The sequence below is a fragment of the Saccharomonospora glauca K62 genome (genome assembly GCF_000243395.2).
GTDB lineage: Bacteria > Actinomycetota > Actinomycetes > Mycobacteriales > Pseudonocardiaceae > Saccharomonospora > Saccharomonospora glauca.
This window is the reverse complement of the sequence record NZ_CM001484.1, coordinates 3,995,850-4,014,843: the sequence shown is the minus strand read 5'-3', so window position 1 is coordinate 4,014,843 and position 18,994 is coordinate 3,995,850. Positions and strand designations below refer to the sequence as shown.

Here is an 18,994-nt window from a genome sequence, read left to right as displayed (position 1 = left end):
CGTGCTCCGCTCGTACGGGAACTGCAAACACTCGTTCCTAACCTGCGGACACGAGTGCAGGAAGTGCGGACACGGGTCGTTGTTCGGCGGGAGGCGGCTCGATCGGTGAGAATTTCCGTATGGACAGCGTGGACGTACTCATTGATGGGTTCGGTCGCGTCAGGGAGGCCGTGCACGACGCCGTGCGGGGGCTCAAGGTCACCGAGCTGAACCACCGTCTCGACCAGCGGGCCAACTCGATCACGTGGTTGCTGTGGCACCTCACGCGTGTCCAAGACGATCATGTGTCCGAAGTGGCCGGCCGTGAGCAGACGTGGACGTCCGAGGGCTGGTACGACCGGTTTGACCTGCCGTTGTCACCCGACGACACGGGGTTCGGGCATACGAGTGAAGAGGTCGCCTCGGTCCGGGTGAACTCGCCGAAGCTGCTGACCGGTTACTACGACGCGGTGCACGCTCACACGCTGTCCTACCTCGACGGGATCTCCGACGAGGACCTCGACGTGGTGGTGGACGAGTCGTGGACCCCTCCGGTCACCCTGGGAGTGCGGTTGGTCAGCGTGATCGCCGACGACCTCCAGCACGCCGGGCAGGCCGCGTTCGTGCGGGGAATCCTGCTCCGAAGCTGATCACCACCGCCGTCATAGGCAATGGCGTTCCACCAAAAAGAACCCGAGTTCTGTCTCATGAGAATTCGAGACAGAATACCTTCATGATCTCGTTTTCGGATTTCAATTCGTTATTCAATTCGCGCGTGAATCGACGGATTCGTCGTTACCGTCCGAGCATGGACGGGATAACGGTGAAGGACATCGTCCTTCTCCTGCTCGGCGGGCTCGTGGGCGCATGGGCGGAACGCCTGCTGGGGCGTCCGTGGGACCGACACATCGGGCAACGTTACCGGCGGTGGCGAGCCGTGCGGCAAAGCCGACGCCTGGAACGCGAGTTGGGCGTCAGCGGGGAGTTCCTCGTCGTCGGTGGGGAGCACGTCTACGTCCACCAGTTCAGCGTGCGCGGCTTCGACCGGACGCGTCTGGACACCCGGATGGTCTCGTTGCCCGCCGTGGAGGACTGTATGGCGACGCTTCCCGAGTCCCTCCGGCCGATTCCGCCGGAGGCGGTGAGCGAGCGAATCGAGCGGGAGCGAAACCGTATCGCCGAAAGCCCCACCGCCTGGAACGAGGAGAAGCTGGGGGTCGCCGCCGTGCACGTTCGCCGGGACGCCCGATACGACGATCCCGGTCTCCTCATCGACTTCTTCCGCACGGATTACGCGACATTTTCCGTCGTCACCAATTCCTGGGCGAAACACGTCGCGGGAAGTGACCTCGCGGAGTTGCTCCCGGCGGAGCGGCTTCGCCACGTGCTGCCCGGCCTGTCGCATTCCTTCGGCGTCAACCTCACCGTCGTGACGGCGGACAACCAGGTGATCCTCACCCGTCGCAGCCCCCGGATCTCCAGCGCGCGCTCCGCCACCCACATCTCCGCGAACGAGGGTATGCGTGCCGACGACCTTCGGGCGGGCAGGCCCGATCCGTTCAGGACGGCATGGCGAGGCATCGACGAGGAACTGGGTGTCGACGTGCCCGAGGACCGCATCGTCTTCCACTCGCTCATCCTCGACGCCGAGCGGTATCAGTGGGCCCTGCTGGGGCATGTCGATTTGAGCGGGACGGAATGGAACAGCGCCACCGTCCGGGCCGGACGCGCCACCGGAGTCGCGGTCGACGACTGGGAGAGCGATCGGTTGCGCATGGTGCCGTTCACGCCCGATTCGGTTGTGAGGGAGCTGGCCCGGACCGATGGCTGGATCGCGCACGGCTGGGTCAATCTCCTGCTGAGCGCGATATACGCGTTCCCCTCGCGACGAGGACGGCTGATCGAGGTGGCGGCCCAACGGCGGCGCGCCACCAGGTAGCGGCCGTCCCGGTGCGGTTCACGGGAGCGCGTGGCCGGTGGTGGCGTCCACGTGTTCGGGAACGTCCTCGTGCCGGGTGCCGACGCTCAGCGTCCCGGTGCGTTCGAACAGCAGTATCGAGGCGCCGTGCTTCGACGACGGCTTGTGTTCGACCCCCCGCGGCACCACGAACACCGAGCCCCTGGGCAGGACCACGGTCCGTTCCCCGGCACCGTCCCGCAGCGCGATGCTCAACTCACCGTCGAGCACGCAGAAGAACTCGTCGGTGTCGTCGTGGGCATGCCAGAGGTGTTCGCCCTCGACCTTGGCCACTCGTACGTCGTGGTCGTTCACGGTGGCGACGATGCGGGGGCTCCAAAGCTCGTCGAAGGACTCCAACGTGCGGGTCAGATCGATGGGTTTCCGTGGCATGGCCCCGATCTTGGTGCCTGCGGACGTCGCTCGTAAGTGCTACAAATCGCGTATGCCGCAAGGATCGTCGCAGTCGGCGCATCGAGTGGTCGCCATCGTGGACGACGGGTCCAATCCCTTCGAGCTGGGGGTGGCGACGGAGTTGTTCGGGCTGCGTCGTCCCGAACTCGACGGCCTCCTGCGGGCTCCGTGGTACGAGTTCCGGCTGTGTTCCGCGACTCCGACCGTGCGGATGCACGCGGGTTTCTTCACACTGTCGGACGTCGCGCCGTTGGAGGCCGTGGAGGAGGCCGACACCGTGTTGGTCCCGAACCGCCCGGACCCGGAGACGCCACCGTCGGCTCCGGTGCTGGAGGCGATTCGCTCGGCCGCGGCGAGGGGCGCGCGACTGATGAGTTTCTGCACCGGCGCGTTCACCCTGGCCGCCGCGGGTGTGCTCGACGGGCGGCGAGCGACGACCCACTGGCGGTGGGTGGAGGTCTTCCGCTCGCGTTTCCCCGAGGTCCAGCTGGACCCCGACGTGCTCTACGTGGACGAAGGCTCCGTGCTCACCGCTGCCGGAAGCGCGGCGGCGTTGGATCTCGGGCTGCACGTCATTCGCAAGGACCACGGGGCGGAGGTGGCCAACACGGTGAGCAGGCGCGCGGTGTTCGCCGGCCACCGTGACGGGGGACAACGGCAGTTCGTCGAGCGTCCGGTGGCGCGTCGGGTCGAGGCGAGCCTGGCTCCGGTGTTGGAGTGGGCGCAGGAACGGCTCGATCAACCACTGAGTGTGCGCGACCTCGCTCGCAAGGCCGCGGTGAGTCCCGCCACCTTGCACCGCAGGTTCGCCGCCGAGTTGGGGACGACACCCCTGGCGTGGCTGACGGGAGAGCGGGTGCGGTTGGCGTGCCTGCTGTTGGAGAAGGGAGAGCTGTCCCTCGACCAGGTGGCGGAGGCCAGCGGTTTGGGTACGGCGTCGAACTTGCGTGCACACCTACGCAAGCAGGTCGGGGTGAGCCCGAGCGAGTACCGCAGGCGGTTCGGGCACCGGTTCCGGAGGTCGGCGTCCGCCGGGACTCGGTCCGCGTAACGAACTCACTCGACGGTGCGCTAACTCTTACGGACGCTCGCGTTCTGTGCCACGCGCCACTACCGTACCTGTCCAGGCGCCATTTGAATACGGCGGTCCCGCGGTGTGCTTATAGCACATTTAATTCATGATCGGAAGCTTACTGTCGGCATTCTCACACGTGTTTTTGCGTTGCTGCAGGTAGTCACGCTGTGCTGCAGCTTGACGGGCTGATACCTGCAAAGCACTCTGTTACGTTCTTTGAATATGTCCGGAAAGCACACGGAGCGTGCCAACGGCGATAATCAATCTGCGGGCCGCGTTGTGATCGAAACGCCGACCAAGCGGGACGGTGCGGCCCTGTGGCGAATCGCGCGTGATTCGCGGAAGTTGGATTTGAACTCGTCGTACGCCTACTTGCTGTGGTGTGTCGATTTCATCGACACATCGGTTGTCGCGCGCGTAGACGAGGAAATTGTTGGTTTCGTCATCGGTTACCGGCGTCCCACGGATCCCGAGTCCGTACTGGTGTGGCAGGTCGCCGTCGACGCTTCACAGCGGGGGCGCGGCCTGGCGGGAAAGCTGCTCGACGAGCTGTTCGGTCGACTCGTGGACGCCGGAGTGCGCTACCTGGACACCACGATCACGCCCGACAACGAGGCGTCGATCAGGCTGTTCTCCTCCTTCGCCAAGAGGTGGAACGCCGCGCTGGAGCGTTCGCGGCTGTTCGAGGCAGAAGACTTCCCCGATGCTCACGAGCCCGAGGATCTTTTCCGCATCGGCCCACTCGTGCGCGCTCCGCAGCCCCAGTGATCGATAACCGCGAATGTGACAGAACTCGCGTCATTCGATTTGTCCCTCAATAGCAGGAGACTAAGCAAGTGAGCATCTTTGAAACGCTTGAGTCCGAGGTGCGCAGCTACAGCCGTGGCTGGCCCGCAGTGTTCGATCGGGCTCAGGGGAGTTGGCTCTACTCGGAAGACGGCAAAGCATACCTGGACTTCTTCGCCGGCGCCGGTGCGCTCAACTACGGGCACAACAACCCCGTGTTGAAAAAGGCGTTGCTCGATTACATTTCGCGGGACGGCGTGACCCACGCGCTCGACATGTTCACCGTCGCGAAGCGTGACTTCCTGGAGACGTTGAACGACGTCATCCTCAAACCGCGGGAGATGGAATACAAGGTCATTTTCCCCGGTCCCGGCGGTGCGAACGCCGTCGAAGCCGCGCTGAAGCTGGCCCGCAAGGTGACCGGCAAGGAGTCGGTCATCAACTTCACCAACGCGTTCCACGGCATGACGCTCGGTGCGCTCTCGGTGACCGGTAACTCGATGAAACGCGGTGGCGCGGGCATCCCGCTCGTGCACGCGACGCCGATGCCGTACGACAAGTACTTCGACGGCGCCTACCCGGACTTCCTCTACTTCGAGCGGCTGCTGGAGGACTCCGGCAGCGGCTTGAACGAACCCGCCGCGGTCATCGTGGAGACCGTCCAGGGTGAGGGCGGCATCAACGCCGCTCGGCTGAAGTGGCTGAAGGGGCTGTCGGACCTGTGCCGGCGCCACGACATCCTGCTGATCCTCGACGACGTGCAGATGGGTTGTGGTCGCACGGGGCCGTTCTTCAGCTTCGAGGAAGCCGGTATCAAGCCGGACATCATCTGCCTGTCCAAGTCCATCGGCGGGTACGGCCTTCCGCTGGCCCTCACCTTGATCCGCCCGGACCTCGACGTGTGGGCTCCGGGTGAGCACAACGGCACGTTCCGCGGCATCAACCCGGCCTTCGTCACGGCCACCGAGGCACTGCGCACCTACTGGCGCGACGACGAGCTGGAGAAGGCGACCAAGGCGAAGGGCGAGCGGGTCGCCGAGGCGTTCGCCGAGCTGGTGAACCAGTACCCCGACGCCAACCTGGTGGCCAAGGGCCGCGGTCTCGCCCGTGGTCTGGAGTTCCCGAGTGGGGAGCTGGCGAGCAAGGTCTGCGCGGCGGCCTTCGACCGCGGGCTGCTGATGGAGACCTCCGGCCCCGACGGGGAAGTGGTGAAGCTGCTGCCCGCTCTGACCACGACCGAGGAAGAGATCGACCAAGGACTGTCGATCATCAGGGATTCCGTCCGAGCCGTGCTCGGTCGCTGACCGCGCCTGCGACAGGCGCTTCCCATTCAACCCGTAAAGGAGCAAAATTGATCGTTCGTACCCTCGACGAGATCACCGACACCGAGGCAGACATCAAGCAGCCGAACTGGCGCAGCAAGCGCATCGTGCTGGCCAAGGACAAGGTCGGGTTCTCCGTGCACGAGACCACGTTGTACGCGGGGACGGTCAACGACTTCTGGTACGCCAACCACATCGAGGCGGTGTTCATCGTCGAGGGTGAGGGTGAGCTGACGGACAAGGCGACCGGTAAGACCTACCAGCTCAAGCCGGGGTCGCTGTACCTGCTGAACGAGCACGACAAGCACCAGGTGCGTCCCAAGACGGACATGCGCACGGTGTGTGTCTTCAACCCGCCCATCACGGGTCGTGAAGTGCACGACGAGAACGGCGTCTACCCGCTCGTCGTCGAGGACTGACAAGCGGACCACCACAGGTTTCGCGGGAGCCGCCTCCCGTGAGGACGGTTCCCGCGAACCCCGAACGGGTATCACCTGGAAGAACGGGGAGAACGCGAAACACAACCGACCGAAAACAGCACAGTGGCACTCGGAGGAGGCGAGTTACGTGACTCTCGCGGAGAGCCGGACCACCGATTTGTACCCCACCCGTGTCTCCGGCAAGGCGGAGCTGCTGGAGCGGAAGGACCCCACCGTCTGGGGCAGCGAGCAGGACGGCCCGATGGACGCGGCGGCCCTGGCCTCGCACGACACCAAGGGGTACACGATCATCGAGGGACTGTTGTCCCCTGCCGAGGTGCAGGGGTACTGGCAGGAACTCGTGCGGCTCTCGTCGGACGAGGAACTCAAGGCCGACGAGCGCGTCGTCACCGAGAAGAAGTCCGGCGACGTCCGGTCGATCTTCGAGGTACACAAGATCAGTGAGCTGATCGGTGAATTGGCGCGTGACCCGCGGATCCTGGACCGGGCGCAGCAGATCCTGGGGTCCGATGTCTACATTCACCAGAGCCGGGTGAACTACATGCCCGGCTTCCGGGGCAACGGCTTCTACTGGCATTCGGACTTCGAGACCTGGCACGCCGAGGACGGCATGCCGAGGCCGCGCGCGGTGAGCTGCTCCATCGCGCTCACCGACAACTACCCGTTCAACGGTGGTCTGATGGTGATGCCCGGTTCGCAGCGCACGTTCGTGCAGTGCGTCGGTGAGACGCCGGAGAACCACTACAAGGAGTCGTTGAAGGAGCAGGAGATCGGCGTTCCGAGCGAGGACGACATCACCAAGCTCGCCGCCGAGCACGGTATCGACCAGTTCACGGGACCGGCGGGATCGGCGCTGTTTTTCGACTCGAACATCATGCACGGGTCCGGCAACAACATCACGCCGTTCCCGAGGTCCAACATCTTCCTGGTCTTCAACAGCGTGGAGAACACGTTGGTGGAGCCCTTCGCGGCGAAGCGTCCGAGGCCGTCTTTCATCGGCGCGCGGGACTTCACGCCGCTCACCCGCTGATCGAGGAAGTGGGTGGTCGGGTCGTGTCGGGGCGGCTGTAATTGCTCCGATGCGGTCTGTTACCGTATCCGCACCTCAGCGGCGCGGCTGGTGAGGTGACCGCCGCCAGGAACGGGGACTCCTTGCTCGGGGTGGGTCCGTTCGTGCGGTGGTGGTGTGGATTTGCGTGAGTACGGCCCCGCGCCGCCAGATTCGGGACTGGTGGCACGGGGCCGTACTCGTGCCCGTCGTCGGTGAGTCGTCGGCTTTCGGGTGACGACCTCAGTCGAACAGGCTCGTCTCCGATCGGATCTCCAGCAGTTCGTACACCGGACGCCCCCGGCGGCCGTCGATGGTGGTGGTGCGCACCACCCGAAGCCGGGCCGTCACCGGCCGGTCGAGGTTCTCCTTGATCTTGTCGAGCAGATCGGGAGCCACCGCCCCCTGAATGGTGGAACCGGTGTCGCGTTCGAGGTAGAAGATTCGCCTACGGGTGCGCACGCCGTCGAGTCTGCCGCTGACCGTCTCGTACCCGACGTCCTCGCGTGACTCGCGCAGGCTGCCCTGCAGGATTCTCGCCTGCTCGATGGTCATGCTGCGAGCGACTTCCTCGCCCGACGTCGGTGTCAGCGATAGGGCGATGCTGGACGTGCGCATCACGGCGTTGACGATGTCGCTCACGGCGTTGCGGACGGTGTCCCGCTGGAGCAGCACCGCGTCGAGCGCGCCGTCGTCGGAGCCGTTCACCGGCAGGAAGTCGCAGAGTTCCTTCACGGCGCGTTCCGACAGCGTCTCGATGCCGTCGGAAATCAGGGCGTCGGGCACGGAGGTCTCGGGGAACCCGAAGAACATCGCGTTGCCCGCCTGCCCGCGCTGGATGAGCGGTGCCTTCTCCCGGTCGGACGGTTGCACCGAGGTGATCTCGGTCTGCGGGTTGCGCACGATGTGGCCGATCTTGGCCGTGGCGTCCTGCAGCGCGCGGCTGATGTCGGAGGACGTGTAGGCGTCGAGGTGGGTGGACCCAAGCACCGAGACCCTCAGTAGCGGGGAACGCGAGGTGCGTTCGAACTTCGCGTGCGCGGCCAGAGCCGACGCCCTCGCCAGGTCGTCGAGCCACGTGCCGCCGGGGATGTTCTCGGCGATTCGCCGGAAGCTCACCACACCACCTCCGCGAAGCCCTTCACCGAACCGGGAACGGGACCGCGTGACCACACCGCTTCCCAGGCGTCCTCGTCACCGGGGTGACACAGGAAGCCGTCCACCAGCCCGCTGACGGGTTGCACCCGATCGAGGTACATCGCGGGGTTCTCCGCGATCACGCCCTTGAGGGTGAACATGCCGTAGAAGGTCGACCGCGCCGGCTCGTCGAGCCGCTTGAGCGCGCCCCACTCGTCCGGGATGAGTACCACGTCGACGTCGCGCGGTACGGCCGCCGAGCGAACGGCGAGGCCACCGGCGACCCACGCTCGGCCCGACGGGATCAGCCTGCACACCACGCCGAGGTATCCGCTCAGCGCACTGAACAGGATCTCGCGCTCGTCGCGGTACGGGGCGTCCCACACGAACCGTTCGTAGAGGTCGGAGAGGTCGGCCTGGTGCCGCCCGGGCGGGAGAACGTTCTCCGACGTCCAGTGCGGTAGCGGCATGCACGATCCTTCGACTGCGAACGTGAACCGGGGAATCACCCGGCAACCTACCAGCCTGCTCCGTCAGCGTTCGCGCCGCGGGCGGTTCTCCTCGGCCGCCGCGATGTCGTGCTCGTCGGGCCATTCGTTACGGGCGTGCCACTCCGAGGAGGACACGGGCAGCACGCCCTGACGCCTGCCTTCGTCGGGGCGCTCCTCGGCCTCGGGGCCGGTGCCCGGCCGGGGTCCGACCGGGCGGATGAACTGCGTGCGTTCGGTGTCGGACATGTCCTCGACCCGCGGTGTCGGCTCGGTCGGACGGTCGGCCGGGGTGCGCTCGCGACGCTTCGTGGCGAGGAAGGCCGCCGCCGCCAAGGCGAGTCCCAGCACGAACGCGATCAGCAACCACAACCAGATCTCACCGAACAGCCACAGCATGGTCCGCCTCCTGCCAGGTCACGCTCCGTGCCGAGGCGTCACCGCACGCGGATCTCCACCCTGCGGTCGCTCGCGGCCGTGCCGTGCTTCGAAAGCGGGCGGGCGTCGCCGTACCCGATGGCTTTCACCTGGTCGGGTGATACACCGAGGGACACCAGTTCCTCCGCCACGGTCTCGGCTCGCGCGCGCGACAACTCCTCGGCGCTCCTCGAGTCCGCACCGGATACCCGCGCCGCGTGGCCGCCTACCTCGAACCGCCAATCCGTGGGAGCCTCGGTCAAGGATTCGGCGACCCGCCTCACCGCCTTCTCGCCGTCGGACGTGAGACGAGCGGAGTTCGGCAGGAAGGTGATGGGGTTCGCGGTGAGCTGTCGGTCGAGCGACCGTTGGAGCCGGGCCTTGGCGGGGGCGTCGGGGTCCACCGCGGTGTCGACCCGCCCGGTGCCTGCGCTCTCGCGTGAGCCGATGACGATGGCTGCCGAGCGCACGCCGTCGACGTTCTCGACGACGGCCTTCGCGAGTAGCGCCGACCGCGGTGAGTCGGCGAGGACTGTCGCGTCGCGACCGGCGACGTCCACCACGTCGGCGGGCACCCGGTACCGGGCGAGCGCCTCCTGCGACCGGACGGCGAGGTCGGCCTCGATGTCGTCCCGCTCGACGAGGGTGGCCACGAGCGCGAGCACGCCGCTGATCAGCACCGCCGCCAGGGCGGCGAGTGCGGCGAGGACGCGCGGTGCCCGCATAACGCGACTGTATGTCCATCCACCCCGGCTCCGCGACGGTTCGACACCGCGGGCTCCGCGCGGGGACCGCTCAGGCGGAGCGGCTTCGTTCCGACACGGCCCGGTCCGCCACCGACTTCGGGGTGGAGGTCGTCGAGGTCACCAGGGGCGTGAGCTGGGGACGCTTCGGCAGGATGCCGTCGCCCATGGACTCACCGCGAATGTGCCTGCGGATCCACGGCAGCAGGTGCGTCTTCGTCCATTCCAGGTCGGAACGCCGAAGCGTCAGCCAGTTGGTGGGCTCGGGGTTGTCGGGCCACGGCTCGCGCCAGTCGCTCTCGGTGGGCACGCCCAGGACCTCGGCCGCGCGCAGGGCGATGCGACGGTGGCCCTCGGAGGTGAAGTGCAGCCGGTCGTCGCTCCACGCGCGCGGATCGTGGAGCACGTCCATGGCCCAGAGGTCGACGACCTTCGCGCCGTGCCGGTCGGCGATGGCCCACAGGTGCGCGTTGTAGATGCCGACCTTGCTGCGCAGGATGCTCATCACCGACAGGCCCTTGGTGTCGGGCCCGGTGAAGATCAGCACCTCGATGCCCGCCTCGCGCAGCTTCGCGATGCCCTTCTCGAACTCCTTCGCCACCTCGTCCACGTCGGTGCCGGGCACGATGATGTCGTTACCGCCCGCGCACACCGTGACGAGGTCGGGCTTGATGTCGAGCGCGACGGGCAGCTGCTCGTTCATGATCTCGGCGAGGACCTTGCCGCGGATGGCGAGGTTCGCGTAGCGGAAGTCGTCGCGGCCGCGGGCCAGGATCTCGGCGAGCCTGTCGGCCCAACCGCGGAAAGAGCCGTCGGGGAGCATGTCGTTGAGGCCCTCGGTGAAGCTGTCCCCGATCGCAACGTAGCTGCTGAATTGGGTCAACCTACGTCTCCTCCCAGCGAAGCCCCTGTGAAAATCCCACGAACAACTCGACAGAATGCACTCGCGATCTCCGCCTACGCTACCGTCGGTTTGATCGCAACCCCCGTGACGCCGTGATTTTCCGCGTTTGAGCTGGAGTTTTCCAGCGGTGTGGTGAACCTCTCGCCTCCCTGGCGCCACGACGGCGAAGCGTCTTCGGGCAAGCTGGACACGTGAGTGAGGGTCTCCCGAGCAACGAGCGGCGTGAGTCACTGGCGAGCCTGCTCGGTGGCCGCAAGGGCGCTCTCGACGCGAGCCTTCCCCCCGTCGCGTTCGTGGTCGGCTGGCTCGTCGGCGACGCCTCCATTGGTTGGGGAGCGGCGGCCGCCATCGTCGTGAGCGTCGTGGTCGGCGCGGTGCGTCTTGGGCGCGGGGGCCGGATCGGCGCCGTGTTGGTGAGCCTCGCCGCGGTGGTCGTCGCCGCGTTGATCGCCCTGTACACCGGGCGGGCGGTGGACTTTTTCCTGCCGCAGTTGCTCTCCAACGTCGCGAGCGCGCTGGCCTGGGCCATCAGCATCGTGGTGCGCTGGCCGCTGCTCGGTGTGGTGGTCGGGTTCGTGCTGGGGCAGAAGACCCGCTGGCGTTCGGACCCGGCACTGGTTCGTGCCTATTCGCGGGCCAGTTGGGTGTGGGTGGCCCAGTACCTGGTGCGAGTGGTGGTGTTCGGCGTGCTGTGGGCCGCGAACGCCGTCGTGGCACTGAGTGTCGCCCGCGTGGCGTTGTCCTGGCCGCTGGTGCTGGCGACGCTCGTGGTGAGTGGTTGGGTGCTGTACCGGTGTCTGCCCGACGACCATCCGGGGCTGCGACATCCGACCCGCCCCGCCTCTCCGGGGAACGCTCCCTAGCCAAGAAGAGGCCCCCGGCGAGGGGGAGGTCCGGGGGCCTCAGCTCACGGTACCCGTTTTCGGCCGTGGTATGTCGGGGCCGAACGCGTCGAGTGCCGCGAGCCAGGCCGCTCCCAGCACGCCGTTGTCGCTGCCGAGGACGGGTGCGTCCGTGGCAGTGCGAAGGGCCGCGCGGACGGCCTCGCCCACGGGACTCGCGGGCCCGAGTACGCTGCCGACCAGCACCACCGGGGTCGTCTCTCCGTCGTCACGCGCGGCCAGCGCCATCTCGGCCAGTAGCGTGGCCGCTCGTTCCACGATCTCGGTCGCCGCGGGGTCGCCGTCGGCGTGGGCGGCGCTCACCAGAGGCGCGTAGCGGGCCAGCCGCACGGGCGGCTCCGCGTTGACGGCGGTGATCAGGTGGAACGCGGCGTCGGGAGAGCGTTTCTCGATGCCCGCCTCGGCGAGCACGGCGTCGGCCAGCGACGACGGTGGGTGGTTGCCGTTCAACACGTCGAGCGCGGTCCGTACGGCCTGCCTGCCGAGCCAGAAACCCGACCCTTCGTCGCCGAGCAGCCAGCCGTAGCCGCCGACGGTGGAGACCATCTCGCGGTCGCGGATGCGGCCCGCGATGGAGCCCGTGCCCGCCACGAGCACTGTGCCGTCGGGTTCGGGTGTCGCCGACACGAACGCGGCCACCGCGTCGGAGACCAGCCGAGGCCGCCCGGCTCGGACGAACCCGAGACCGGCCCACTCGCGTTCGAACACGGCGGCGATCCGCGGGTCGGTGAGCTTGCTGCGCCCCGCCATGCCGATCACCCACGCTCGGACCTCGGCCGGGTCGGAGCCGCTCATGGCTGTGGTGATCGCTTCGACCATCGCCCGCGCCGCGGCCTCCGGTGGGTGGGAGTTCGGGTTCGCTCCACCCGCCGTGCCGGTGCCGCGCACTCGGCCCGTGTCGTCGACGACCCAGGCGCGCGTGGACGTGCCTCCCGCGTCCACTCCGATCGCGAGTCTCATCGGGTCTTCGTCACCTTGCGCAGCCCCCGAGGGGCGTCGGGGTCGAGACCGCGCGCGAGCGCGAGCCCCAACGCCAGCCGTTGGACGGGCAGCACCTCCAGGATCGGAGCGACCTCCTCGGCGGTTTCGGGGACGGTGACGGTCAGTGCCGCGGACGGCACCGAACGCGCCGCGGAGCCCACGCACAACACGTCCGCGCCGCGCTGCGACACCGTGTCGAGCACGTCGAACATCGCGGTGCCTCCTCGGCCGATGCTGGTGATGCCCAGGACGGCGGTCTCGGAGTCGACGGCCGCGACGGGACCGTGCAGGAGGTCGGCGCCGCTGTAGGCGCGGGTGGAGAGGTAACTCGTCTCGGCGAGTTTCAGCGAGCCTTCGAGCGCGGTGGCGTACGAGTAGCCACGGGCCGTGGTCAGGATGCGGTCGGCGAACCGGTACCGCTCGACGGCCCGTTCGACCTCCTCCGCCGACTCGGTGAGGGTGCGTGAGGCCAACTCGCCGATCCCCGCGACCTCCTCCGCCTTGCCCCCGCGGACCGCGTCCACCAACAGGTACAGGGCCAGCAGCGTCGCGGAATAGGTCTTGGTGGCGGCCACCGCGCGCTCGGTGCCCGCGCGGACGTCCACCGACAGCTCCGCAGCCTCGGTGAGCGGCGACGACGGGGTGTTGGTGACGGCCACGGTCAGCGCGCCGCGCGAGCGGGCCGCCTGCGTGACCTCCAGCAGGTCGTAGGAGCCACCGCTCTGACTGATGGAGACCAGCAGGACGTCGGTGAGGTCCTGCTCGGCGTGGTACAGCGTCGTGGTCGACGGCGACACGAGCCCCGCGGGTAGCCCCAGCAGCACCTCGATGAGGTACTTGGCGTAGATGGCGGCGTGGTCGCTCGATCCCCTGGCCGCCAGCAGGGCGAATCGGGGCCGTCGCCTCGCGATCCGCGCGGCGGCCTCGGCGATGTCGGAACGTGCCCGGACCAACCCCGCGAGCACGTCCGGTTGCTGTGCCACCTCGGCGGCCATGTACTTGCCTTCACCGGCGTTGTCCACGGTCTCACCCCGCTTTCACCCGAGCCGGTCACAGCGGCCGTGCGCCTCACCGGTCTAGACCAATAATGACCACGTTCAACGTACTATCCGAAGGGTACGTTCTGGGGTGAGGGGGTAGGTGTCCTTAGTGAGGGAGTCGGCAATGGTGGAGACGCTTTCCGGCACACGAGCGCATCGGGAGCCGAAGTACTGGGCGCTCAAGCAACACCTGCTCGACTTGTTGGAGTCCTTGCCCGCCGGAGCGGCCATTCCGACGGAGCGGGCCCTGGCGTCGGAGTTCACCGTCTCCAGGACCACGGTCCGGCAGGCGCTCGCCGATCTGACGGCCGAGGGGCGGTTGCACCGGGTGCAGGGCAAGGGCACGTTCGCCGCGGAACCCAAGCTGGCCCAGCGGTTGGAGTTGTCCTCCTACACCGAGGACATCCGGGCGCAGGGCAGGGAACCGTCGTCGCGGGTGTTGGAGATCGACGAGATCCCGGCCGAGGGTGAGCTGCCGAGGCTGCTCGGCATTCGTACCGGCGCCAAGGTGTTGCGGTTGCGCAGGCTCCGGCTCGCCGACGGTGAGCCCATGGCCCTGGAAACCACGCACCTGCCGTCGTCGCGGTTCCGAGGGCTGCGCAGGCACGTTGCGTCCGGCGGTTCGTTGTACGAGGCGTTGCGCGACCGCTACGGCGTGGAGCTGGATCGGGCGGAGCAGACCATCGAGACCTCGTTGGCCGGCCCGCAGGAGGCGGACCTGCTCGGCGCCGACGTCGGTATGCCGGTGCTGTTGCTGTCGCGGCAGACGTTCGCCTCCGACGGCAAACCGGTCGAGTACGTGCGCTCGATCTATCGGGGCGACCGGTACAAGTTCGTCACGACGCTGACCCGTCCGTGACCAATTCGTCGCGCTAGGCCACTGTAGACACTCCGTCCGCGCCACGAGGTGCTGACGGCACGTAATCGTGCTCACGTCCGGCAACGCCGGGAGTCGCTCGAACGATTGTCTCGTTGGAGGGATATGGGAGTGCGAGCGGATCGAGAGGCATGAGCGACGACAGAGCGAAGGTCGGAGACGATACCCGGAAGTCGGAGAAGTCGGGGCTCTCGCCCGCCCAGGTGGTCGCCGCCGCGCTGGCCGCGGTGGTGGCGGCGTTCCTGTGCTCCACCCTGGGCGTGTACGGCACGGTGGTCGGTGCCGGACTGCTCAGCGTGGTGACGACGGTGGGCAGCGAGCTGTTCATGAGGTCGCTGGAGCGGACCAAGAAGGCGGCTCGGATGATGACGGGCCGTCGCGGCAGGGGGGCCCGCCACGGCGCGGAGATGGACCCCGACCGGACCGTGTACCTCCCGGCGCCCACGCAGCAGCAGCTGGACGAGTACCTGGCGGCCATGGAACGCACGCGCGTGTTGGCCTCGTCCGGCGCCGTCGAGAACGCCAGGGCTCGGCGGCAGTGGTGGCGGCGCAGGGGACCGGTGCTGGCGGCCACGAGCGCGTTGGCGTTCGTCATCTGCATGCTCGTCGTGACCGGCTACGAGGGCGTCACCGGCAAGGCGCTGTCGGGAGACGGGTCCACCACGGTCAGCAGCATCGTCCGAGGCAACGACGGGATCGGTGGGGACCACCGGGCGCCGCGGGGCGGTGACGCCGAGGACGTGCGACAGCGGGACGAGGAGGACACCTCCGTCACGCCGACCTCGGAGCCGGACGCCGAGCCCGGCCTCGAAAGGGACGGCGAGGAGCCCCGGAACGAGACCGCGCCCACCGAGGAGTCGGAGGTGTCCGAGACGCCCGAGACGACCCGGCCCGACGAGAGCACGTCGGTGAGCGAGCAGCCCACCGAGCCCGCGCAACCGACCCAGTCGGAGGAGCTCGACGAGGACCGGGAGCCGTCGCGGGAGTGAGTGGTCCTCAGGCCGCGCGCGTGAGGCTCTCGCGCAGGGCCCGCGCGGCTGCCGCCGGGTCGTCGGCCTCGGTGATGGCCCGCACCACGACGATCCGGCGAGCTCCCGCCGCCACCACCTCGTCCAGTCGCGTCTCGTCGATGCCGCCGATGGCGAACCACGGCCGCGTGGTCTCGAACTCGGAGGACACGGTGCGCACGAGGTCGAGACCGGCAGCGGGCCTTCCGGGCTTGGTGGGCGTGGGCCAGCAGGGGCCAACGCAGAAGTAGTCGACGCCGGGTTCGGTGGCCGCGGCCCGCGCCTGCTCCGGCGAGTGGGTGGAGCGGCCGATCACGGGGGTCTCCCCGACGATCCGTCGGGCGACGGCCACCGGCAGGTCCTCCTGTCCGAGATGCAGTACGTCGGCCTCGACGGCGAGTGCCACGTCGGCGCGGTCGTTGACGGCGAGCAGCGCGCCGTGGCGGGCGCAGGCCTCGGCAAGGACCTCCAAGGCCTCGATCTCCCGCGCCGCTTCGAGGGGAGCGCCGCCGGTCTTGTCGCGCAACTGCACGATGTCCACGCCGCCGGAGAGCGCGGCGTCCACGAACTCGGCGAGATCGCCACGGTGGGCGCGGGCGTCCGTGCACAGGTAGAGCCGTGCCTCGTCGAGGCGTTTCCTGATCTGATCACCGTCGAGACCGGGCATGCCGCCCACCGTAGTACGACCGTGCCGTTCGGGCGGGGTAGGCTGGCGGGCGTCCGCACGGGAGCCCGCGAAGGGCTGAGAGGGAGCGAGTGCTCCGACCGTGGAACCTGATCCGGGTCATGCCGGCGCAGGGAGCGTGATCGTTCGTGAAGGCAGACCTCGCGGTCGTCGGGGCCGGTGTCATCGGCCTCGCCGTCGCCTGGAAGGCGGCCTCCGCCGGGTACCGCGTCACCGTCTTCGACCCCGTGCCCGCGCGCGGCGGTGCCTCGTGGGTGGCGGGCGGTATGCTCGCGCCCGTCGCGGAGGCGTGGCCGGGTGAGGAAGCCGCGCTGGAGCTGGGGGAGGAGTCGCTGCGCCGCTGGCCGGACTTCGCGGCCGCGTTGCGGGAGCAGGGGTTCGACTGCGGGCTGTCCACGAACGGCACGATCGTGGCTGCCTTCGACCACGCCGACGCCGACCAGCTGGACATTCTCGCCCGGTACCTGACCGGGATCGGCAGGCGGGCCACGCTCGTCACCGGCAGGGAGCTGCGTCGTACCGAGCCGGGGCTGGGATCGGTACGGTCGGGGTTGCTCGTGCCGGGGGACGTGTTCGTCGACAACCGTCGGTTGCTGCGCTCGCTGCTGTCGGCGGCGAGGGAGCGCGGGGCCGAGTTCGTCGCCGAGCCCGCCGTGAGCTTGACCGGCGATTCCGTCACCACGGAATCCGGGACACGTCGGTTCGACGCCGTGGTGCTCTCCGCCGGCGCCCACAGCGGCCGCCTCCATCCCGAACTCGCGACGGCCGTGCGCCCGTTGAAGGGGGAGATCCTGCGGTTGCGGGCGCGCCGGGGCACCCTGCCGCCTCCCCGGCACACGGTTCGCGCCGTGGTGGAGGGCCGCCCAGTGTACCTGGTGCCGAGGGATGATTCCTCCCTCGTGGTCGGAGCGACACAGTACGAAGCCGGTTTCGACACCGGAGTGCGGGCGCGCGGGGTCCGGGAGTTGCTGGAGGCGGCCGAGCGCGTGTTTCCGAGCGTGGCCGAGTACGAGCTGATCGAGACCACGGCCGGACTCCGCGCGGGAAGCGACGACAACGTGCCGTATCTGGGGCCGCTTCGCGACGGCGTGTACGCGGCGACGGGACATCACCGCAACGGCCTGCTGCTGGCACCCGTCACGGCCGACGCCGTGCTGGCCTGGCTGGCGGGGGAGGCGGCACCCAACGGCACGGAGAAGGCACGAGCGGACAGGAACACGAGTGAGGAGCGCGTCGATGCGGGTGTTCGTCAACGGTGAGAGCCGGCAACTGCCCGACGGCAGCACGGTCGCCGAGGTGTTGGCCGCGGTGTCCGCCGTTGCCAGGGGCGTCGCCGTTGCGGTGAACGGCGAGGTGGTCCGTCGCGCGGACTGGGCGGAGACGGTGGTCGCCGACGGGGCGTCGGTGGAGATCCTCACCGCAGTGCAGGGAGGCTGAGATGAGTACGTCCACCGACTCCGGTACGCCGGTCGCGGTCACCGGCGAGGACGACCAGCTCGTCGTCAACGGCCACAAGTTCACCTCCCGGCTGCTCCTCGGCACGGGCGGGGCGAGCAACCTGAGCGTGCTGGAACGCGCGCTCGTCGCGTCGGGAACGGAACTGACCACCGTCGCCATGCGGCGGGCCGACACCGAGGGCGGTTCCGGTGTGCTGGACCTGCTCCGGCGACTGGGAATCGGGTTGCTGCCCAACACCGCGGGGTGCCGCAACGCGGCCGAAGCCGTGCTCACCGCGCAGCTCGCGCGCGAGGCACTCGGCACCGACCTGGTGAAGCTGGAGGTCCACGCCGACGACCGGACGTTGCTGCCCGACCCGGTGGAAACCCTGGAGGCCGCCGAACGCCTGGTCGCCGACGGGTTCACCGTGTTGGCCTACACCAACGACGATCCCGTGCTGGCCCTGCGACTGGAGGAGGCCGGGTGCGCGGCCGTGATGCCGTTGGGCTCGCCCATCGGCACGGGGCTCGGCATCCGCAATCCGCACAACATCGAGTTGATCGTGGCCAGGGCGGGGGTGCCGATCATCCTCGACGCGGGCATTGGCACGGCCTCCGACGCGGCGCTGGCCATGGAGTTGGGCTGCGACGGCGTGCTGTTGTCGACGGCGGTCACGCGGGCGCAGGACCCCGAGCGGATGGCGCGTGCCATGCGGGAGGCCGTGATCGCGGGCAGGCTCGCCCGGCGGGCGGGGCGGATTCCGAAGAGGTTCTGGGCGCAGGCCTCCAGCCCTCCCCGATGAGGCGTGTTCGAGATCCCTTCGGCGAGGGGTGTTCGAAATGTCGCGCTTTTCGGCCGTAAGGTGTTCGACGATTCCGGCCAGGCGCGAACAGAAGGAGCCCGACGTGACCGAGCCGACCGAGCCGTCCGACGTACCCGCCAGACTGTTCCTCATCATCGGACGGCTGTCGCGTTCGCTGAGGCAGGCCCGCCCGTCCGGGCCGGGACACGGAGCGATCTCGGCCATGTCCACGCTCGGGGCCTGCGGTCGGATGCGGTTGGGCGACCTCGCGGCGCGGGAGGGCGTCGCGGCGGCCACGATGTCGCGCATCGTGTCGGCACTCGTCGACAGCGGCTACGTGCACCGCGAGCCCGATCCGGTCGACCGCAGGGCATGGCTGGTGGCGCTCACCCCTGAGGGGAAGCGTTTGCTGTCCGAGGTGCGTGCGACCCGTGTCCAGGAGTTGAGCGCCCGTATCGAGCGGCTTTCCCCCGAACACCGGAAGGCGCTCGCCGCCTGCGTCCCCGCGTTGGAGGCGCTGTTGGGCGAGGACGAACGGTCCCGCGACTGACCG

General features: G+C 68.6%; 23 protein-coding genes and 1 riboswitch. Of the genes, 14 read left to right on the top strand and 9 right to left on the bottom strand.

Annotated elements, in window-relative coordinates; genetic code table 11:
* The first annotated feature begins 119 nt into the window (after window positions 1-119).
* Both SACGLDRAFT_RS18695 and SACGLDRAFT_RS18690 read left to right on the top strand, forming a co-directional pair.
* On the top strand, window positions 120-629 hold the full coding sequence (locus tag SACGLDRAFT_RS18695; protein WP_005466532.1) for a mycothiol transferase: 510 nt from the start codon (window positions 120-122) through the stop codon (window positions 627-629).
* Between the two features lie 158 nt (window positions 630-787).
* Complete coding sequence (locus SACGLDRAFT_RS18690; protein ID WP_040919295.1) at window positions 788-1,918, top strand: hypothetical protein; 1,131 nt, start codon at window positions 788-790, stop codon at window positions 1,916-1,918.
* Window positions 1,919-1,936: 18 nt separating this feature from the next.
* On the opposite strand, the gene SACGLDRAFT_RS18685 is transcribed toward SACGLDRAFT_RS18690, so the two are convergent.
* Entirely contained in the window at window positions 1,937-2,329 is a 393-nt protein-coding gene (locus tag SACGLDRAFT_RS18685) for a cupin domain-containing protein (protein ID WP_005466530.1), read from the bottom strand.
* A gap of 52 nt (window positions 2,330-2,381) precedes the next feature.
* Between SACGLDRAFT_RS18685 and SACGLDRAFT_RS18680 the strand changes: the two genes are divergently transcribed.
* From SACGLDRAFT_RS18680 to thpD, 5 genes are all read left to right on the top strand, one after another.
* A complete protein-coding gene (locus tag SACGLDRAFT_RS18680) occupies window positions 2,382-3,401 on the top strand; it encodes a helix-turn-helix domain-containing protein (protein ID WP_005466528.1) in 1,020 nt (339 codons plus the stop codon).
* A 246-nt stretch (window positions 3,402-3,647) separates the two neighbouring features.
* Window positions 3,648-4,193 (top strand): diaminobutyrate acetyltransferase, encoded by a 546-nt coding sequence (ectA, locus tag SACGLDRAFT_RS18675; protein WP_005466527.1) that lies wholly within the window; start codon window positions 3,648-3,650, stop codon window positions 4,191-4,193.
* Window positions 4,194-4,261: 68 nt separating this feature from the next.
* The gene (gene ectB, locus SACGLDRAFT_RS18670) at window positions 4,262-5,515 is read left to right on the top strand and encodes a diaminobutyrate--2-oxoglutarate transaminase (protein ID WP_005466526.1); all 1,254 of its coding nucleotides are present in this window, start codon (window positions 4,262-4,264) and stop codon (window positions 5,513-5,515) included.
* A gap of 47 nt (window positions 5,516-5,562) precedes the next feature.
* Complete coding sequence (locus tag SACGLDRAFT_RS18665) at window positions 5,563-5,952, top strand: ectoine synthase (RefSeq protein ID WP_005466525.1); 390 nt, start codon at window positions 5,563-5,565, stop codon at window positions 5,950-5,952.
* 148 nt (window positions 5,953-6,100) lie between these two features.
* On the top strand, window positions 6,101-7,003 hold the full coding sequence (thpD, locus tag SACGLDRAFT_RS18660; protein WP_005466524.1) for an ectoine hydroxylase: 903 nt from the start codon (window positions 6,101-6,103) through the stop codon (window positions 7,001-7,003).
* A gap of 261 nt (window positions 7,004-7,264) precedes the next feature.
* Here the strand turns inward: thpD and SACGLDRAFT_RS18655 are convergent, their stop codons facing one another.
* From SACGLDRAFT_RS18655 to SACGLDRAFT_RS18635, 5 genes are all read right to left on the bottom strand, one after another.
* Window positions 7,265-8,143: a hypothetical protein gene (locus SACGLDRAFT_RS18655; RefSeq protein WP_005466522.1), complete on the bottom strand. Its 879-nt coding sequence runs from the start codon at window positions 8,141-8,143 to the stop codon at window positions 7,265-7,267.
* A complete protein-coding gene (locus SACGLDRAFT_RS18650; protein ID WP_005466521.1) occupies window positions 8,137-8,628 on the bottom strand; it encodes a DUF6932 family protein in 492 nt (163 codons plus the stop codon). Before SACGLDRAFT_RS18650 ends, SACGLDRAFT_RS18655 begins: the two co-directional genes overlap by 7 nt.
* 63 nt (window positions 8,629-8,691) lie before the next feature.
* Entirely contained in the window at window positions 8,692-9,045 is a 354-nt protein-coding gene (locus tag SACGLDRAFT_RS18645; protein WP_005466516.1) for a hypothetical protein, read from the bottom strand.
* 38 nt (window positions 9,046-9,083) lie between these two features.
* Entirely contained in the window at window positions 9,084-9,788 is a 705-nt protein-coding gene (locus SACGLDRAFT_RS18640; RefSeq protein WP_005466515.1) for an OmpA family protein, read from the bottom strand.
* Between the two features lie 70 nt (window positions 9,789-9,858).
* Window positions 9,859-10,689, bottom strand: a complete 831-nt coding sequence (locus tag SACGLDRAFT_RS18635) for an SGNH/GDSL hydrolase family protein (protein WP_005466514.1) — start codon at window positions 10,687-10,689, stop codon at window positions 9,859-9,861.
* A gap of 212 nt (window positions 10,690-10,901) precedes the next feature.
* Between SACGLDRAFT_RS18635 and SACGLDRAFT_RS18630 the strand changes: the two genes are divergently transcribed.
* Window positions 10,902-11,573: a DUF3159 domain-containing protein gene (locus tag SACGLDRAFT_RS18630; protein ID WP_005466512.1), complete on the top strand. Its 672-nt coding sequence runs from the start codon at window positions 10,902-10,904 to the stop codon at window positions 11,571-11,573.
* 39 nt (window positions 11,574-11,612) lie between these two features.
* Here SACGLDRAFT_RS18630 and SACGLDRAFT_RS18625 read toward each other — a convergent pair whose 3' ends face one another.
* A complete protein-coding gene (locus SACGLDRAFT_RS18625) occupies window positions 11,613-12,572 on the bottom strand; it encodes an N-acetylglucosamine kinase (RefSeq protein WP_005466510.1) in 960 nt (319 codons plus the stop codon).
* Complete coding sequence (locus tag SACGLDRAFT_RS18620) at window positions 12,569-13,588, bottom strand: SIS domain-containing protein (protein ID WP_005466509.1); 1,020 nt, start codon at window positions 13,586-13,588, stop codon at window positions 12,569-12,571. Before SACGLDRAFT_RS18620 ends, SACGLDRAFT_RS18625 begins: the two co-directional genes overlap by 4 nt.
* A gap of 169 nt (window positions 13,589-13,757) precedes the next feature.
* Here SACGLDRAFT_RS18620 and SACGLDRAFT_RS18615 point away from each other — a divergent pair, with 169 nt between their 5' ends.
* Together SACGLDRAFT_RS18615 and SACGLDRAFT_RS18610 are read left to right on the top strand one after the other, a co-directional pair.
* Window positions 13,758-14,492: a GntR family transcriptional regulator gene (locus SACGLDRAFT_RS18615; protein ID WP_005466508.1), complete on the top strand. Its 735-nt coding sequence runs from the start codon at window positions 13,758-13,760 to the stop codon at window positions 14,490-14,492.
* 149 nt (window positions 14,493-14,641) lie between these two features.
* Window positions 14,642-15,499, top strand: a complete 858-nt coding sequence (locus SACGLDRAFT_RS18610) for a hypothetical protein (RefSeq protein ID WP_005466507.1) — start codon at window positions 14,642-14,644, stop codon at window positions 15,497-15,499.
* Window positions 15,500-15,506: 7 nt separating this feature from the next.
* On the opposite strand, the gene thiE is transcribed toward SACGLDRAFT_RS18610, so the two are convergent.
* Window positions 15,507-16,184, bottom strand: coding sequence for a thiamine phosphate synthase (thiE, locus tag SACGLDRAFT_RS18605; RefSeq protein WP_005466506.1), 678 nt, complete (start codon window positions 16,182-16,184; stop codon window positions 15,507-15,509).
* A 47-nt stretch (window positions 16,185-16,231) separates the two neighbouring features.
* Window positions 16,232-16,335, top strand: a riboswitch (TPP riboswitch).
* Between thiE and thiO the strand changes: the two genes are divergently transcribed.
* The 4 genes from thiO (at window position 16,331) to SACGLDRAFT_RS18585 (ending at window position 18,991) form a co-directional block, all read left to right on the top strand.
* Entirely contained in the window at window positions 16,331-17,461 is a 1,131-nt protein-coding gene (thiO, locus tag SACGLDRAFT_RS18600) for a glycine oxidase ThiO (RefSeq protein WP_005466505.1), read from the top strand. It overlaps the preceding riboswitch by 5 nt.
* Window positions 17,439-17,639 (top strand): sulfur carrier protein ThiS, encoded by a 201-nt coding sequence (thiS, locus tag SACGLDRAFT_RS18595; protein ID WP_005466504.1) that lies wholly within the window; start codon window positions 17,439-17,441, stop codon window positions 17,637-17,639. The genes thiO and thiS overlap by 23 nt, the downstream gene beginning before the upstream one ends.
* Window position 17,640: 1 nt before the next feature.
* Window positions 17,641-18,441: a thiazole synthase gene (gene thiG / locus SACGLDRAFT_RS18590; protein ID WP_005466503.1), complete on the top strand. Its 801-nt coding sequence runs from the start codon at window positions 17,641-17,643 to the stop codon at window positions 18,439-18,441.
* A gap of 103 nt (window positions 18,442-18,544) precedes the next feature.
* On the top strand, window positions 18,545-18,991 hold the full coding sequence (locus SACGLDRAFT_RS18585) for a MarR family winged helix-turn-helix transcriptional regulator (RefSeq protein WP_005466502.1): 447 nt from the start codon (window positions 18,545-18,547) through the stop codon (window positions 18,989-18,991).
* Window positions 18,992-18,994 lie beyond the last annotated feature (3 nt).